14 protein-coding genes are annotated in these 15,990 nt (G+C 50.2%); 10 read left to right on the top strand and 4 right to left on the bottom strand.

The genetic code is table 11. The annotated features are described in order from the left end of the window. Positions 1–70 precede the first annotated feature (70 nt). The 3 genes from F566_RS0114320 (at position 71) to cspE (ending at position 2,565) form a co-directional block, all read left to right on the top strand. The gene (locus F566_RS0114320) at positions 71–1,051 is read left to right on the top strand and encodes a substrate-binding domain-containing protein (protein ID WP_020407688.1); all 981 of its coding nucleotides are present in this window, start codon (positions 71–73) and stop codon (positions 1,049–1,051) included. A gap of 70 nt (positions 1,052–1,121) precedes the next feature. Beyond that, the gene (locus F566_RS0114325; protein ID WP_020407689.1) at positions 1,122–2,051 is read left to right on the top strand and encodes a carbohydrate kinase family protein; all 930 of its coding nucleotides are present in this window, start codon (positions 1,122–1,124) and stop codon (positions 2,049–2,051) included. 304 nt (positions 2,052–2,355) lie between these two features. Beyond that, positions 2,356–2,565 (top strand): transcription antiterminator/RNA stability regulator CspE, encoded by a 210-nt coding sequence (cspE, locus tag F566_RS0114335; protein WP_020407691.1) that lies wholly within the window; start codon positions 2,356–2,358, stop codon positions 2,563–2,565. Between the two features lie 182 nt (positions 2,566–2,747). Here cspE and F566_RS0114340 read toward each other — a convergent pair whose 3' ends face one another. Next, positions 2,748–3,575, bottom strand: coding sequence for a hypothetical protein (locus tag F566_RS0114340; RefSeq protein WP_020407692.1), 828 nt, complete (start codon positions 3,573–3,575; stop codon positions 2,748–2,750). A 361-nt stretch (positions 3,576–3,936) separates the two neighbouring features. Between F566_RS0114340 and F566_RS0114345 the strand changes: the two genes are divergently transcribed. The 3 genes from F566_RS0114345 (at position 3,937) to F566_RS35485 (ending at position 6,762) form a co-directional block, all read left to right on the top strand. Next, the gene (locus tag F566_RS0114345; RefSeq protein WP_020407693.1) at positions 3,937–4,977 is read left to right on the top strand and encodes a DUF2817 domain-containing protein; all 1,041 of its coding nucleotides are present in this window, start codon (positions 3,937–3,939) and stop codon (positions 4,975–4,977) included. Continuing rightward, positions 4,977–5,786, top strand: coding sequence for an alpha/beta fold hydrolase (locus tag F566_RS32950; RefSeq protein ID WP_020407694.1), 810 nt, complete (start codon positions 4,977–4,979; stop codon positions 5,784–5,786). The genes F566_RS0114345 and F566_RS32950 overlap by 1 nt, the downstream gene beginning before the upstream one ends. A gap of 79 nt (positions 5,787–5,865) precedes the next feature. Then, positions 5,866–6,762 carry an OmpA family protein gene (locus tag F566_RS35485; RefSeq protein WP_083921089.1) on the top strand — a complete coding sequence of 299 codons (897 nt, stop codon included), beginning with the start codon at positions 5,866–5,868 and terminating at the stop codon, positions 6,760–6,762. 38 nt (positions 6,763–6,800) lie between these two features. On the opposite strand, the gene F566_RS0114360 is transcribed toward F566_RS35485, so the two are convergent. Continuing rightward, positions 6,801–9,341: a bifunctional diguanylate cyclase/phosphodiesterase gene (locus F566_RS0114360; protein WP_245555258.1), complete on the bottom strand. Its 2,541-nt coding sequence runs from the start codon at positions 9,339–9,341 to the stop codon at positions 6,801–6,803. 224 nt (positions 9,342–9,565) lie between these two features. Between F566_RS0114360 and F566_RS0114365 the strand changes: the two genes are divergently transcribed. The 4 genes from F566_RS0114365 (at position 9,566) to F566_RS37365 (ending at position 13,193) form a co-directional block, all read left to right on the top strand. Then, positions 9,566–10,765, top strand: coding sequence for a PilT/PilU family type 4a pilus ATPase (locus F566_RS0114365; RefSeq protein ID WP_020407698.1), 1,200 nt, complete (start codon positions 9,566–9,568; stop codon positions 10,763–10,765). An 18-nt stretch (positions 10,766–10,783) separates the two neighbouring features. Next, positions 10,784–12,151 (top strand): WS/DGAT/MGAT family O-acyltransferase, encoded by a 1,368-nt coding sequence (locus F566_RS0114370; RefSeq protein ID WP_020407699.1) that lies wholly within the window; start codon positions 10,784–10,786, stop codon positions 12,149–12,151. A gap of 80 nt (positions 12,152–12,231) precedes the next feature. Beyond that, positions 12,232–12,474 carry a hypothetical protein gene (locus tag F566_RS0114375; RefSeq protein WP_020407700.1) on the top strand — a complete coding sequence of 81 codons (243 nt, stop codon included), beginning with the start codon at positions 12,232–12,234 and terminating at the stop codon, positions 12,472–12,474. A gap of 11 nt (positions 12,475–12,485) precedes the next feature. After that, positions 12,486–13,193, top strand: coding sequence for a hypothetical protein (locus tag F566_RS37365; protein WP_020407701.1), 708 nt, complete (start codon positions 12,486–12,488; stop codon positions 13,191–13,193). 6 nt (positions 13,194–13,199) lie between these two features. Here F566_RS37365 and F566_RS0114385 read toward each other — a convergent pair whose 3' ends face one another. Together F566_RS0114385 and F566_RS0114390 are read right to left on the bottom strand one after the other, a co-directional pair. Beyond that, on the bottom strand, positions 13,200–13,769 hold the full coding sequence (locus tag F566_RS0114385) for a nucleotidyltransferase family protein (RefSeq protein WP_020407702.1): 570 nt from the start codon (positions 13,767–13,769) through the stop codon (positions 13,200–13,202). Positions 13,770–13,777: 8 nt separating this feature from the next. Further along, positions 13,778–15,985: a xanthine dehydrogenase family protein molybdopterin-binding subunit gene (locus F566_RS0114390; RefSeq protein ID WP_020407703.1), complete on the bottom strand. Its 2,208-nt coding sequence runs from the start codon at positions 15,983–15,985 to the stop codon at positions 13,778–13,780. Positions 15,986–15,990 lie beyond the last annotated feature (5 nt).

Here is a 15,990-nt window from a genome sequence, read left to right on the forward strand (position 1 = left end):
GGCACCTGACTGACGATACCAAGTAAGTTGGCAGGTGTCGGTTATTTGATTTGCCAGGTCTGTTAACCTGATGTCATTAACTCAAAATGTGAATACCTACTTTATGCGGTTGCTGTGTCTATTTCTGCTCCTGACAATGATCGCTTTGTCCCCTTTTGCCAGTGTGTCAGCGGACAATGATCAAACTTCCGAATTGCGGGCTGTGGGAGTCAGTGTATCCGACCTGGGAAATCCGTTTTTTGTCCGCATTGCTGAAACCATCAGAGAAAAGATTCGAGATCGGTTCGGCACCTCAGTCAAAGTCACCATCCGATCCAACGCCTATGATGAAACCCGGCTTGAGAGTCAGTTGGAGGCCTTTATTGAGCAACAAATGGACTTGGTGATCCTGGTTGCATCAGACCCTAACGCGATTGAACCTACCATACGCCAGGCGCAGCGTGCCGGCATCAAAGTTGTTGCGGTAGACGTCAATGCTATTGGTGCGGACGCGACGGTCACTACCGATAATGTGCAGGCCGGAGAAGTCGCGTGCCAGTTTCTCGCGGACCGCCTTGAAGGCCAGGGCAATATTGCCATCATCAATGGTCCTCCGGTGTCATCGGTGATCGAACGGGTTGCAGGGTGCAAGGCTGTCCTTAACAATTACCAGGATATCTACCTGCTATCTGACACTATCAGTGGCGGCGGTAGCGTAGAAGGTGGAATGGAGGCCATGGCATTACTGATGGAAAGCCACCCGGAGCTGGACGCCGTTTTTGCCATTAATGACCCAACCGCTTCCGGTGCAGCGGCCATGGCTCAACAGTCTGGCCGTACCGATATGGTAATTGCGTCAGTTGATGGTGCGCCAATGGCCGTTGAGGCATTTCAATCCAATAACCCGGTATGGGCCGCCTCCGCCGCCCAGTTTCCAGCAGTGATGGCTGCTACAGCCGTAGACCTGGGGATTGATCTCGTTAATGGGATTCAACCACCACAGACCAAAATACTGATTCCCACACAGCTATTACGGGATAATAATGTCCACCTCTACCATGGTTGGAATTAACAATTTTGCTGGTATTTGACAGAATCCCGAATCTGTCGACACGTACCGACGCAATCGTTCTGGAGAAACTATGCAACCTGTTCTTTGTTTTGGTGAAGCGCTTATTGACTGCCTTCAAACGAGCCAGTCAGAAGTTGACGGTCTGATGCTGCCGCAATTTACCCATTTTCCCGGAGGAGCTCCGGCCAATGTCGCCGTCGCAGTGGCCAAGCTTGGCGGCAACGCCCACTTCGCCGGCCAGGTTGGAAAGGACGCGTTTGGCGAATTTCTGAAAGGCGCATTGGAACGATATGGCGTCCATACCCGGCAGTTACACCAGCATGAGTCAGCACCAACACCACTGGCCTTTGTTTTGCTGGATGATGAGGGGGAACGAAGCTTCAGCTTCTACCGAACCGATACCGCTGATTTGCTGTTCGAAGCCGGCATGATCGAGTGGGAACAATTTTCATCCCCCGGAATACTTCACCTGTGCTCCAACACGCTGACAGATGACGACATCTTTCACACGACACTGGAAGTCATTAACCAGGCCAAAGCCTTGGGCTGGAAAATCAGTTTTGATATCAACTTCCGTGACAATTTGTGGGCTCAACCGGAACAAGCCCCGGAACGCATCGCCACCGTTGTGGAACACTCAGACGTTATCAAGGCCAGCGGCGAAGAACTTGAACTGCTGTATCCCAATGAAGATCTTTTGACTCTGATCAAAAGTTGGGTGGATGACCGTTTGGTAGTAATTACAGACGGAGGTAAGGCCGTCACGGGCTATTTCGGCGATAGCGAATGGACTATTGAGGTCCCTAAAGTCCAGGTTGTGGACACGACCAGTGCTGGCGACAGCTTTGTCGGAGGCCTGTTATTCCAGCTTTCACAGTTAACTGAGTGGGATAACGTCGGATTTAAGCAAGCTGTGGATTTTGCGGTCCGTTGTGGTGCAATTACAGTGACCCGAGCTGGTGCATATCCGGCTCTTCCATGGGCAAATGAGCTGGAATGAGATAGCGATCAAAAAATACTCTTTCCATTTGGAAAATTTGGTGTATGATGAATGTGGCCTGTGGATCAGACCTATTTATGCAACATTTGGCGCTGAACACTTCGCTACACCGCTTCATCCGAGATATTCAACTCAGGTTGGGTATCAGTCAAACCAGATTGAACTTCGGTTCAGCCAGGTTTGGGAAATGTAAGTCCGTTGTTCTGAAGTTTGTCATCCCTTCTTGTCTTCATAAGTATCTCTACCTTGGGGCCTTAACACGCGTAAGCGTACGTAACATTGATATAGAAATTCAGGAAACATCATGTCCAAAGCAACAGGAACCGTTAAGTGGTTCAACGAAGACAAAGGTTATGGTTTTATCACTCAAGACAACGGCGGTGCTGACGTATTTGTTCACTTCCGTGCGATCGTAGGTGAAGGCTTCAGAAAACTGGCTGAAGGTCAAAAAGTAACTTTTGACATCGAGCAAGGCCAGAAAGGACCTCAAGCGGCGAACGTAGTAGCCGAGTAATACTCCTTCTAAATAGCTTTTCAACAGACATGGGTCTTTTGATCCAGCTGTAAAGCTATGCCCCAGATATGTATGCGGGCGAACAGAATTTCGCAGGGGAGGCCTCGTGCCTCCCCTTCTTCGTTTTAGAATCCGCCTGCCAGCTTCCTGCCATGATTGGCGAACACCAATTCTGTCAATATTTACTTCTGCAATTGCCTGATCAGTGCTGTCATAGCGCGGGAAAGTTCACTGAGTGCTTTCTGGTTGTCAGTGATCACAATCCATTTATCCTGGCTTTCCACCGGGTGCCATAACCAACACTCACGACGATCGAAGTTACAATCACTCCCGACATAGGGATCTACACCGAACACTCCCATGCGGGATAAAGTGTGATTGGCATTGCCAGACTGGGTGTAATCAGTTTCCTGAACCACCAGTTCATCCTGACTGTTGGTACTGATTCGAAATACCCGCCCCTCATTCTTATCAAGATGGCGAATACGTCCAGGTACATAGACATTGGCTTTCAGAATGCCGTTGATATGCTCAACCAGAGCGTTCTTATCACTGCTGGTTAGATAAAGTTTTTTCAGGCTGGCCAGATATTGATCATTTTCGCTGGAAATCACCTGACTCCAGTCAATATCCGATTTCGTGGTTGATGCAGCTTTTTTGTTCTCCAGATCCGTAATCAGACGTAACGCCTGTTCATAATACTCACCTTCGTTCCCGGCCCGGTTCACATATTCGACCAGAGCATTGGCTGCTGAATCATTTTCTCCGTAGTTGGCATCTACCAGTCCCTTGAAGTAGAAGTAACTCACTTCCGGTTCTATCGACAACTCTGCAATTTTATCCAGGGCAGACTTGGCATCGGCGTAGTCCAAGGTCTTTATGCTTTCATCAGCGACCAGCAAAAGCCGTTGCATTTCATGTTCCGGAGCCAGAGTTGCTCCCATCACCTGCCCTGCAGCACCAAACATCAGCGCCTTCGCAAGCAATACCGCGATAATCCATTGCTTCATAACATCTACCTCTCAGATATAAGCCCGTGCGGCTTAAACTCCAACATTCCAAACGATTTCTTCAGTGCACTGACAGAAAAACTTCTTCCCGGAAGGAATGTCAGAAACTCAGATTTATACAACTGATAACATCAGCAGACCCAAGGGTCAGATAATGTTTCGACATCATAGCCCCTAGAATAGCGCTTAACGCAAAATATCCAACCATTTCTTAAGGGTTGCCTGTCTCAGATGTAGAAAGATTAACGGAATCAGGCGGAAATATGTCATTGAATCGTCATGCCGTTGACATATTGTGAAAGTCGTTGCCTGTTCGAGTCCGAACCAGGAAAGAAAAAACGAACTGATGAAGCGGCGGTTTATGTATCCCAAGATCCACTACCCCATTCAGGAACTGAATAAGATTCAACAGTTGATAGAGCTCGGGGGCAGTTTCATTGAGCACGAAATCCTGGAGACAGTCCATTTTCGCGACTATCAGCTTCCGTTATACCTACTGAAAGTTGGCGCAGCAACGCCAGACAAGCCCGCACTGGCCCTCACCGGCGGTATCCACGGACTTGAAAAAATTGGCTCTCAGGTCATTCTGGCCTATCTGGAGTCTCTATTAAAGCAACTGAGCTGGGACGAGTCTCTGCGTGAAGAACTCAAACAGGTTCAGCTATATTTTTTGCCGGCAATCAACCCGGCGGGAATGATTCGGAAAACCCGGGCCAATGGTAACGGTGTCGATCTGATGCGCAACGCGCCAATTGATGCCGAAACCCGAGTCCCTCTGCTTCTGGGAGGCCAGCGCCTGACCACACGTTTTCCCTGGTACCGGGGCAACCGTGACAATATGGAGCCGGAGGCACTCGCCTTGTGCAAGTTTGTCCGGGAAAAGCTCATGACAGCTCCCTTCAGCATGGCACTGGACTGCCACTCCGGATTCGGATTCAACGATCAGCTGTGGTTTCCCTTCGCTTACAGTAAAGAGCCAATTCATCACCTGCCGGAAGTATTTGCACTCCGTAACCTGTTGTTTGAAACCTATCCCAATCACGTCTACACATTTGAACCTCAGTCCCGGGTATACACCACCCATGGAGATCTGTGGGATTATCTCTATCTGGAAGCTCAGGAATCCCAGACGATGTTCCTTCCGCTGACGATGGAAATGGGATCCTGGCAGTGGATCAAAAAAAATCCGCGGCAACTGGTACAGTTATTGGGATTCTTCCATCCCATATTGCCTCATCGGATTCGAAGAGTATTGAGGCGGCACCTCACGTTCATTGATTTTCTCAAGAATGCTGTTCGTTCCTACCATAACTGGCTGCCAAGCTCCCAGCAGCGTGCGCACTATGAGTTGGCCGCTTTGGCCTTGTGGTACGATCAGAATCCGGCAAAGGATGCCGATTGATGACGACCCGACAATCCGCCCAGTCCAATCCGGAATCCAGCCCTACTCTGGTGCTGCTTCGCGGATGGATGAGAGACCAACGACACTGGGAGCAATTTCCCGAAACGCTCACCAGACTCTGTCACAAGACTGGCCTGGATTACCCCCTGATGCTTCCGGACATACCCGGCAACGGACGTCGCTTCAGAGAACACACCCCTGCCTCGATTCCGGGTATCTATCGACAATTGCAGAAAGAACTGGGATCTGAAACGCCAATCATTATTATCGGGCTGTCCATGGGCGGCATGATCGGCACAGAATGGCTAAACCACAACCCGGAGCAGGTCTTGGGCCTCGTGCTGATCAACTCCAGCTTGCGTCCCTTCGCCAAACCCTGGGAACGGCTGGCACCCAAAGTTTGGCCGCAAGTGATGATGCAGGTGGGAAGGTCGCAGGCTGACCGGGAGCAGTTGATCTTGAATCTCACGCTGTCACCAGCGAATCAAACAGCCACAAGACTGGCCAACTGGATTCAATGGAGTGCACAGTTTCCGGTTTCTCATACAAATGCCTGTCGCCAGTTATTGGCTGCGGCCCGGTATAAAGTTCCGACAAAAGATGCCCCTGAATGCCCTGCTCTGATTATAGGTGGTGCGCATGACAGGCTGGTCAACCCAATCTGCTCAAAACGGATCGCCGAGGCCTGGGGTTGCCAATACCACTACTTGCCCGGCGGCCATGACTTACCAATTGAGCATCCCGAAATGCTGTCACAACACATCGTCGATTGGCTGAAAGATCGCATCGCTGAAAAAAACAGCCCCTAATCAAACTGTGCATATTTTGCCTTTTTTGGTCAGCACAAAGACTGCTCCCGCCCCTTCTCCCTCATAAAGCGTTGGTTTAATGGTCTCACTAACCCAGACAAGTGAGGACATTATGATCAATCAGGATTTCACTCCCAAACCCTTCTGGCGTTTCGGTATTGCAGTTACAGCTGTTTCCCTGATGACCGCCTGCGGCAGTCAGACATTGACGGAAAACCCCGAAACCACGGCCAGTTACAACGCAACTGACAGCAGTGCTTCTGTTCAGCAGGACGCCTCCTATCAAGCAGATGAAGATGAATTGATCGGCTACGGGCTGATCACTCCTGTGACCTCTGACCAGGAAATCATCGAAAAAGATAACATTGAGTCGAGGGCTTCAGACGAAAATGACGCTTTACTCATATCGGATAGCAGTAAACAACCGAGCACCCCGAAACTGGAGGAGGATGCGGACATGACCGTATTGGTACTGGACGAAGCGACAATGACCGCCCTTGAAGCCCAGTATGGGGAAAACACCAAACAGCAGGAAAACATACATCCAGACCAGGATGCTGACGCAATGACGACAATTGAACCACCCCAGCCAAGAATTATTTATTATGGCTTTGACCAAGCAGAACTGGATGCAGCCCAAAAAGCAGAGATTCGCCAACACGCCAATTTCCTGGCGGTGCATCCCGACTATCAGATTCAACTGCATGGCCATACAGATAAGCAGGGACATCCGACTTACAATGAAAAGCTTGCCAGGCAACGGGCCCAATTGGTTGCCGACGCTCTGATTGACGCTGGAGTCAATCCTGAGCAAATCGAAATCTTTGCATGGGGTAGCCGCGATCCCCTGCTGAGTGCATCTCAGCACGATAAGAACCGCCGGGTGGAAATGATCTACCTGAATGATCAGGTCGCCTTTGGACAGGCCAATCCCCCCATCACCATGATGAAACAGGAAGCCCGTTTCGTTGATTGAAAGTATCAGGATCGGTTCCACTTTCCGGAGCCGATCCTTTAAGACTTCGGCATGGGAAAAGGTTTTTCGTAGTAGTACCCTTGCAACAGATTGATCCCCAGTTCCACCAGCATTCTGGCTTCTTCTTCATACTCCACACATTCTGCGATACAGGTCATTCCTTTCAGGCGAGCAATCTGCACCAGAGAATCGATGACAACCTTCGCAATTGGGTCATGGAGAATAGTACGGACAAATTTGCCATCCAGCTTGACGTAGTCAACCGGCAGCTGACTGAGATAGGCATAACTGGCAGTACCGCTGCCGAAATCATCCAGGGCAAACCTGTACCCCAAAGATTTAAAGTGCTGAATAATTTCCCGGGTTCGATTGATATCCTGCAGGGCCACACTTTCCGTCACTTCAAAGCAGATCAGATTACGATTGATGTTGTATGAGGCCGCCCAGTTTTCCACGTCATCAAAGAAATATTCATCATTGAATGTCGCACCGCTCAGGTTAATGTAGTACACCTGACTCGATGGCGGCAGGAGACAGATCTTTCTGAACAGAGTCTCGGTCACCCAGCGATCAATGACCGGCATATACCCAAACCGTTCGGCAATCGGAATAAAACTGCCCGGAGCGACAACTTGGTCACGCTGCTCCAGACGGATCAGCACTTCCAGCCCAAAAGTACTATCAATGGAACCATCGCTTTTCAGATCAAAGATGCCTTGTTGATACAACCTGAAGCTTCCTGAGCTAATGGCGCTCTTGATTTGGGAGATCCACTCCAGCTCCCCTTTGTATCGCAGCATTTCTGCATCTTTGGCCCGAAAAACACTGATCCTGTTCCGGCCTTTTTCCTTGGCCTTATAGCAAGCAATATCTGCACGGGATAGCACAGCCTGCTGCGAATAATCCTCTCTGGTGAAGTAGGTCAACCCAATACTGCAACCAAGCGAGAAGCTCAGGTCTTCATAACGAAATTGGAAATCAGAAATAACCCGATGTATCTCGGTTGCCAGATTTTCAGCCTCCGACTCCGTGCATCTTTCGAGAAGAAACGCAAATTCATCCCCTCCGATTCTGGCCAGCAAACCATTACCGCCGATAATTTTATTCAGTTCCCTGGCCAGCTCTTTCAACATGAGATCACCGACTTCATGACCGCAGGTATCATTGATCAGCTTAAACTGGTCGAGGTCAATGTACATCAATGCCCCCTGTGATCGGGGCCCTTCGGCCAACATCCCTTCCGGCTCCCGGAGTTCTTCAATCACAGCTTTCAACGCCTCATCCAGAGCACGCCGGTTAGGCAGGTCGGTGAGCGGATCATGGGTGGACTGAAATTCCAGGAGGCGTCGAACTTCTATATCAGCAGTGACATCCCTCAGCACAATAACCGCACCACCGACACTATCCCCTTCATCAGTAAGTACAGGGCAAATCCTCATTTCCAACACACTGGGACGGGAACTTTCTCGATCCAACTGACACAACAGAGTGAGTTCATTCCTCTTCGCAACCATCTGATATTTTTCCACTGGTCTGATTTTCTTTCCCGGGTTATCCAGACTGGTGAACTTGAAGTAACGATCGAAATTATGGCCTTCCATCTGGTTTTCACTTGCACCCAGAATTTTATCGGCCATCACATTGGAAAACACCACTGCCCCATAGTCATCAACTTTCACCACACCATCAGAAATCGACTGCAATGTGGTCTGGAGCCGCCACTTTTTCTTGTGCAGAGTCTCAGCAACTTCGACATTTGCTTCCATCATGACCGCCAGCGCATACCCCGTCAGACAACAGGTTCCGACAAAAGCCATTTTGATGCTCAGCAGAAAGTCCGCAGTATCCCCTTCCCACCCCTCACCCAGCACGAGAACTGCCATCAACACCAGGCTGAGGCTTGCCCCATGCTTTCCCATCCGAATCGAGGAAAACACCACATAGGGCAGCAATAGGAAGAAGAACATCCAGCCACGTCCAGGAAACCAGAGATAGGCAAAGATAAAAAAGGCAACCAGAAGACAGGTCAGCGACATCCACCCAAGGAATAAATCGGGACTGCTCGGGCGTTTATACCACCAGAACCAGATCAGTGGCGTAATCAACATCAGACCGACGGCATCCCCTAACCACCAGGTGATCCAAACAGGACCGGAATCACCAACGGATACCAACCCTGAGAGCAGTAATCCGGCGATACCCACCGCCGCCGAGGCAAGAGGAGCTACCAGACAGACGATCGCGAAGAAGCGCAAAACCTGGCCACTGGTCTTAAAGTCTTTGTCGATTCGGTTGAGATGTATCAGCATCATGGCGACCACAACTTCCGCCATCATGCCAATGCCTCCGGTGATGCCAGTCCAGTAGGGTTGGTCCAGCACCAGAGCAGCAAGTAGTTCACCGACCAGGATAACCGGCGCCCAGCGCCAGCCACTGTACCAGACCATCGCCAGAGCCAAACCTGCCGGAGGCCACAGAGGAGAAACATCCCCATAGAGTACTTTGACAAAAAGCCCCAGGTGAGTTCCCAGATGGTAGGCGATTACCAGTAAAACGAACTGGATAAAATACCGGCCCACTATGTACAGATCTCCATAAGATAGCTTAATAAACAGAACTGGCGCCTGTCGTACAGGTTGGCCGAAATGTGCGCCGGCGGGCACCCCGGATCCGGCTACGAGACTCTATCATCAATGTCATATAACTATAGCAGTTGGGTGACAAATTGCTGGCGTATAACGGGACAATGGGCTATTTCTAAAAGACGGCCCCTGATCAATCCGGAACCTCAAAAGGCTGACAGATGAATTTCAATCAATACCTGACAATTCTGGCAAAAAACGATGGCTCTGATCTTTATCTGAGTACCGGCGCCCCGCCCTGCGCCAAGTTTCACGGCAAGCTCAAACCAATTGACAAGACCCCCCTGCCCCCCGGGCACATTAGGGAAATTGCGGAATCCATTATGGACCAGGAGCAACGGGAAGAATTTGAACATGAGCTGGAGATGAATCTGGCCTACAGCATTCCCAATGTCGGCCGCTTTCGTGTCAACATTTTCAAACAACGCAATGAAATATCAATCGTCGCCCGAAACATCGTGACCGTCATTCCCAATGCAGATGATCTCGGTCTGCCGCCGATATTGAAGGAAGTCATGATGTCCAAGCGCGGACTGATTCTCTTTGTCGGAGCAACCGGTTCCGGTAAGTCGACTTCACTGGCAGCACTCATTGATCACCGGAATACAAACAGCGGTGGTCACATCATTACCATTGAAGACCCGGTGGAATACATTCACAAACACAAGAAAAGTATCATAAATCAGCGTGAAGTGGGCGTTGATACCCGCAGCTACCATGCCGCCCTGAAAAATACACTGCGTCAGGCACCAGATGTTATCCTGATCGGTGAAATAAGAGACCGGGAAACCATGGAACACGGGCTGGCGTTTGCTGAAACCGGCCACCTGTGTATTTCCACCTTACATGCCAACAATGCCAACCAGGCGCTGGACAGAATCATCAATTTCTTCCCGGAGGAACGGCGCCCGCAGTTGCTGATGGATTTAGCACTCAACCTGCGAGCCTTTGTTTCCCAACGCTTGATACCGACCGTGGACGGCAAAAGAGCGGCAGCAATTGAGATTCTGCTGGGAACGCCAACGGTCAGTGAGCTGATCCTCCGTGGCGAGATTGAAAGCATCAAGGAGGCGATGCAGAAATCGGAAAATCTCGGCATGCAAACCTTTGATACTGCACTGTTCAAGCTGGTTCAGGAAGGCAGAATCAGTGAGGAAGAGGCAATAAAAAATGCCGACTCTGCCAACAACCTGCGTCTCAGACTGAAACTGCACGGCAAACAATCACCAGAACAACCAGCCCCTCAGGCAGAGCCCGCCCCTGAAGAGCCCAAACCGGCTGCGACCAAACCTATTTCCGGATTATCACTCAGCCTCCAGGAGATTGAGGACGAAGACGAAGATAACGACTCTAATCCATAATAAACACAGGAAGTATTCATGAAACCCTTGAGTCCCGTTGATCAGGTATTTCTATGGCTGGAAAAACGTCAGCAGCCCATGCATGTGGGAGGATTACATATCTTCAGCTTTCCGGAAGGTGCCGGTAGCAAATACATGACAGAACTGGCCGAATTAATGCGTTCTTACACTGATCCCCAGCCGCCCTTTAATCAAAAACTGTTCTTCAGACTCGGTCAGTACTATTGGGAAACAGATAAGCAGTTTGACCTGGAACATCATTTTCGCCATGAAGCCCTGCCCAAACCCGGTCGAATCAGAGAGCTCCTGTCCCACGTTTCCGCAGAACACAGCAACCTGATGGACCGGGAGCGTCCGCTTTGGGAAACGCATTTGATTGAAGGTATTCGAGGCCGTCGCTTTGCGTTCTACCATAAAGCCCACCACTGCATGGTGGACGGTATCGCGGCCATGCGCATGACGCTCAAATCCTACTCCTTCGATCCAGAACGTTCGGACATGCCGCCCATCTGGTCAATGAAATCCGATAAGCGTCCACGGGCTGAATTGACACCTGGCGATACAATCCAGAGCATCGCCCACTTCCTCGAGGGGGCCGGTAAACAGATCGCGACCATTCCAACCCTGGCCAGAGAAATGACCAAGGCGATTGCCAAATCCCGTCGCGACGAAGACTTTGTCAGTATTTTCAATGCGCCAAAATGTGTCCTTAACCAGAAGATTACCGGCTCCAGGCGGTTCGCAGCACAGTCATACCCAATTGCACGGATCAAAGCCATCGGTAAAGTCTTCGGTGCCACCGTCAACGATGTGGTACTGGCGGTCTGCGGGAGCGCATTGAGAAACTATCTGATCAGCCTGCGGGAATTGCCTGACCGACCACTGATTGCCATGGTCCCCATGTCCATCCGCAAAGACGACAGCGACAGCGGTAACCAGGTCGCGATGATCCTCGCCAACCTGGGAACCCACGTAGCAGACCCTGCACACCGGATCGAGATCATTCAAAACTCCGTTTCAGAAGCCAAGACACGCTTCAAACAGATGACTCAGGATGAAGCCGTTAACTACACCGCATTAACGCTAGCTCCCACCGGCATCAATATGCTCACCGGACTTGCGCCAAAACTACAGGCGTTCAATGTCATCATTTCCAACGTTCCAGGCCCCGACAAACCGATGTACTGGAACGGCGCCAGGCTGGAAGGTCTCTACCCTGTATCCATTCCGGTCGACCGTGTCGCACTGAACATCACCCTGCTCAGCTATGTAGACAACCTGGAATTCGGCCTTACCGCCTGCAGGCGAACATTGCCGTCGATGCAAAGGCTGTTGGATTATCTGGAGAGTGGGATTAAAGAATTGGAGGTTGCGGCAGGGATTTAAGGAAAATTCAATAATCACAGGGATCATTCAGTACGACATTCAGATGACTATTTAGAATAGGATATTAGCTATGGACAGCCTTGAAAAAATCAGAAGCAGGATTGACACTTATCACAAGAAATTTCACCATCCTGGTTTCATATTTCAAATATGCCGACGACAAGCTTCGTATGATTAAAAATAAAAATGGGTGGCGCACCAAGCCTCACTTTTTAGTCACAGCAAGTGTCGAAAACTTTTTTGAAGCACCAAGCTTGGAAGAATACTTAATCGAGGAGTTACAACCTCCTGAGAATATACTCGGTATCAAGTCAAAAAGTTAGTATCCGAATACATGAATCGTAAACAAACCGCATGGAAGAAAAGCAGGAAGTTCGGTGATATATATGGAGGTCGGTCCCGAGTCCGTTTAAACGATAATATATTTAAACGAGCTCACAGCCTGAAAAGACCGGGCCAAAATGATGAATTGTCGATACTGATTCAAGATAACCCCTCCAGAGACTTCTTTTTTCCAATATCACTGGAAGAAGCAGTAACAGCAATAAATGCACTGCCTGATATTGACACGCAAGGTCTTACCCATATCTGGCTGCGCCGACTCAAGAAGAGTGATTACGAAAAAGGCCAATTACCTCTAGCTGAGTTTATTTGTGGTAGTGGAGTCCGGGTGATAGTGCTCTATCCGTTCCCGGTGTCCATGATGATGAATCTCGGCCCGAGAAAACCATCATCCCGTACACTGAAAGAGTTAAAAAATTGGCATTGCGATTTACAGAATAAAGATGGAACCTGGCAAGCCAAATGGCAATTACCTTTCCTAAGGCAGTATTACATCAACAACATTCTATACCATGAGGTCGGCCACCATATTGATCAATACTTTCGTCATTGGAGTAAAGCAAACCACAGGCAGATCGAAGAGTTCGCCGACCAATATGCGATTCAAAGAACAACTACTGCCACCCATGTATTTAATCATTTAGAAAATCTCAGGGAGAGCTCAGACAAATATCAAAGTACTCGGATTTATACAGATTAACTCCCTCTACCGAATATCCGACGGCTTGTCGATATCGTATAAAACAGCAGGGTCCTCCACCCTTACCTTAACGACTTTGTCTACGAAACGCCGAACCACAGAACGTGCACCGACGTCTCCTTCCAACGCCCGAATGAATTGAAAATAAGATTTGCCAAAAATGACGGGATTCCCGGTCCTTGGCGAGCCACTCTCATCCATCACTTCCGGCACAACAATACTCTCGGAGTCTGCAACCTTTGCCAGTTTCTGAAAGGTTTCAGGGTTGATATAGGGCATATCTGCCAACACCACACCAGCCCAGTCCCAGGAATCTACCTGGGAAAATCCCCAGGCAAGACTATGTCCCATACCTAGCGCGGCGTTTGGGGCAACAGAGTAGGCCACCCTCCACTGCTCCAACAGGTCGTATATGGCTTGAGTTTCCGGACGGCAGATGGCGAGAATAGGCTCCCCACTTTGGGAAAGAGAGTCCAACGTTTGCTCGAGTACTCGTTTGCCATTATCCAAGTCCGCCAACAATTTATTGCTACCAAAACGCCTGGATTGACCGGCACATAGTAAAAGCCATCCCATCTTCGCATTCAGCCCAGCACCAGCGGAAGCTCTCGCAATCGCTGGCCAGTCGCCTTGTATACCGCATTGGCTATCGCCGGAGCTACCGGAGGAACTCCAGGCTCGCCAATGCCGGTACTGGGCTCATTGCTGGGAATGATGATCACGTCAATCTCAGGCGTCTCATTCATTCGCAACACACGGTAATCATGGAAATTGGATTGCTGAACTTGTCCATCCTGAAAGCTGATCTTGCCAAACAGCGCGGCAGACAGACCGAATATAATTGCACTTTCCACCTGGGCCTCAACCATATCCGGGTTTACCACCTGTCCACAATTTACGGCACAGACCACTTTGTGCACCTTAATTTGATCGTTATCGACAGACAACTCCACAATCTGAGCGGCGTAGGTCTGGAAGCTTTCGTGAACAGCCACGCCTCTGAACACACCCTGGGATGGCGGTCTATCCCAACCAATCCTATCTGCTGTTGCCTTAAGAACAGCGGCCGCTCTGGGATGTTCTGACAGCAACCTGAGTCGCATACTGACCTCATCTTCATCCAATTGCCGGGCCAGTTCATCAACAAAGGATTCCACTGCAAATGCCGTATGGGAGTGACCAACAGAACGCCAGAAAGTCACCGGAATTCCGCCATCCGCCTGAGCATGTGATACCTCAATATTCGGTATGGCATAGGGCACTTCTGCTGCGCCTTCGGTGGGCGAATGGTCAGGCGTGGTCATGACGGCGAGCTTGGCCCCCATTTTCACCATAAAATTGGGCGCCCAACCGGGCACAATGGCGCCAGCGGCATCTTTAGCGTAGTAATCAAGAATTCGGGGGCAGGCAATTTCATGCTTCCATGCCAGGATCTGGTTATCGTCATCGACAGCCGCCGTCAGTCGATGCAAAGCCGAAGGTCGGAACACTCCATGTTGAGTATCTTCTTCTCTTGACCAGATGAGTTTGACGGGTTGGTCCAGGTGTACAGCGATGGAGACAGCTTCGGCGACAAATTCCTGAGTCAGTCGACGACCAAATCCCCCGCCAATGAACGTGGAATGAATATGAATCTGATCGTCAGATAACCCACTCTCCCTCCTGGCCACCGCACGGGCAATGTCCGGCACCTGGGTTGACGTATAAACATCACAGCGCCCGTCACGAACCCATGCTGTACAGTTCATGGGTTCCATTGGGGCATGAGCCAGGAAAGGTACCCGATACTCTGCCTTGATTGTTCTGCTTGCCTCACTGATGACCCGGGCTACATCGCCTTCTTCACGAACGACAGAGCCACCCTCCTCCAATGCTTTGGCGTACAACGCAAACACATCGGCATCAGAAGGGGTGCCGGCTTCACCTGCAGCGTAAGTCACTTTCAGTTTTTCCTGTGCCTGTCTGGCCTGCCAATATTGCTCAGCAATGATAGCGACACCCCGGGGAACTTCGATAACGTTGATCACGCCCGGCGCATCAAGGGCAGCAGAGGCATCAAAAGTACTGACTTTTCCGCCGACCACAGGAGGACGGGAAATGACCGCATAAACCATTCCCGGCAATTGAGTATCGATGCCGAAATCGGCGGTCCCGAAACTCTTGGCTTTAGCATCCAGCCGTTTATTGTGTTTACCGATATATTTGAACTGATCAGCGGGTTTTAATGGAACGTTTTCCGGTACTTTTTGTCTGGCAGCCAGTTCAGCAAGCTCGCCATAGGTCAGCGACAGGCTCTGCGAAGCCAGTTCGCATCGTCCTTCATTTGTGGTGATTTGTGTTTGCGACACCTCCCACACCTGAGCTGCTGCCGTCACCAGCATCAAGCGGCCAACAGCTCCGGCCTGCCGAACTAACGGGCCGGTTACTCTGATACTGCTGCTGCCCCCGGTCATTTGAAAACCATATTCCGGATGTTTGTAGGCATCATCTACCGGCGCAAAGACCACCTCGATAGATTCCGGCATCACGTCCAGCTCCTCGGCCAGCAGCGTACACATACCAGTGTAGGTCCCCTGCCCCATTTCAACTCGATCAAGGGTCAGAATGACACGGCTGTCAGGGGTCACTTCCAACCAGGCATTGGGCCGCAGCGAATCCTCCGTGCTTCCTTCAGGTACGGAGGCACAACCGGGCAAATGCATCGCAACCATCAGACCGCCAGCAGCAGAAGTGGTCACCTTGAAGAAATCCCGCCGGTTCATTGAAACCTTATCTTTCTGAATCACTGTCATGATCA

It is taken from the genome of Hahella ganghwensis DSM 17046 (assembly GCF_000376785.1).
GTDB classification, from domain to species: Bacteria; Pseudomonadota; Gammaproteobacteria; order Pseudomonadales; family Oleiphilaceae; genus Hahella; species Hahella ganghwensis.

Coding starts and splice junctions, on each gene's coding strand:
- F566_RS0114320 (WP_020407688.1), top strand. CDS start 71: ATGTCATTAACTCAAAATGTGAATACCTACTTTATGCGGTTGCTGTGT.
- F566_RS0114325 (WP_020407689.1), top strand. CDS start 1,122: ATGCAACCTGTTCTTTGTTTTGGTGAAGCGCTTATTGACTGCCTTCAA.
- F566_RS0114345 (WP_020407693.1), top strand. CDS start 3,937: ATGTATCCCAAGATCCACTACCCCATTCAGGAACTGAATAAGATTCAA.
- F566_RS0114390 (WP_020407703.1), bottom strand. CDS start 15,985: ATGACAGTGATTCAGAAAGATAAGGTTTCAATGAACCGGCGGGATTTC.
- cspE (WP_020407691.1), top strand. CDS start 2,356: ATGTCCAAAGCAACAGGAACCGTTAAGTGGTTCAACGAAGACAAAGGT.
- F566_RS0114365 (WP_020407698.1), top strand. CDS start 9,566: ATGAATTTCAATCAATACCTGACAATTCTGGCAAAAAACGATGGCTCT.
- F566_RS0114340 (WP_020407692.1), bottom strand. CDS start 3,575: ATGAAGCAATGGATTATCGCGGTATTGCTTGCGAAGGCGCTGATGTTT.
- F566_RS32950 (WP_020407694.1), top strand. CDS start 4,977: ATGACGACCCGACAATCCGCCCAGTCCAATCCGGAATCCAGCCCTACT.
- F566_RS0114370 (WP_020407699.1), top strand. CDS start 10,784: ATGAAACCCTTGAGTCCCGTTGATCAGGTATTTCTATGGCTGGAAAAA.
- F566_RS37365 (WP_020407701.1), top strand. CDS start 12,486: ATGAATCGTAAACAAACCGCATGGAAGAAAAGCAGGAAGTTCGGTGAT.
- F566_RS0114385 (WP_020407702.1), bottom strand. CDS start 13,769: ATGGGATGGCTTTTACTATGTGCCGGTCAATCCAGGCGTTTTGGTAGC.
- F566_RS35485 (WP_083921089.1), top strand. CDS start 5,866: ATGGTCTCACTAACCCAGACAAGTGAGGACATTATGATCAATCAGGAT.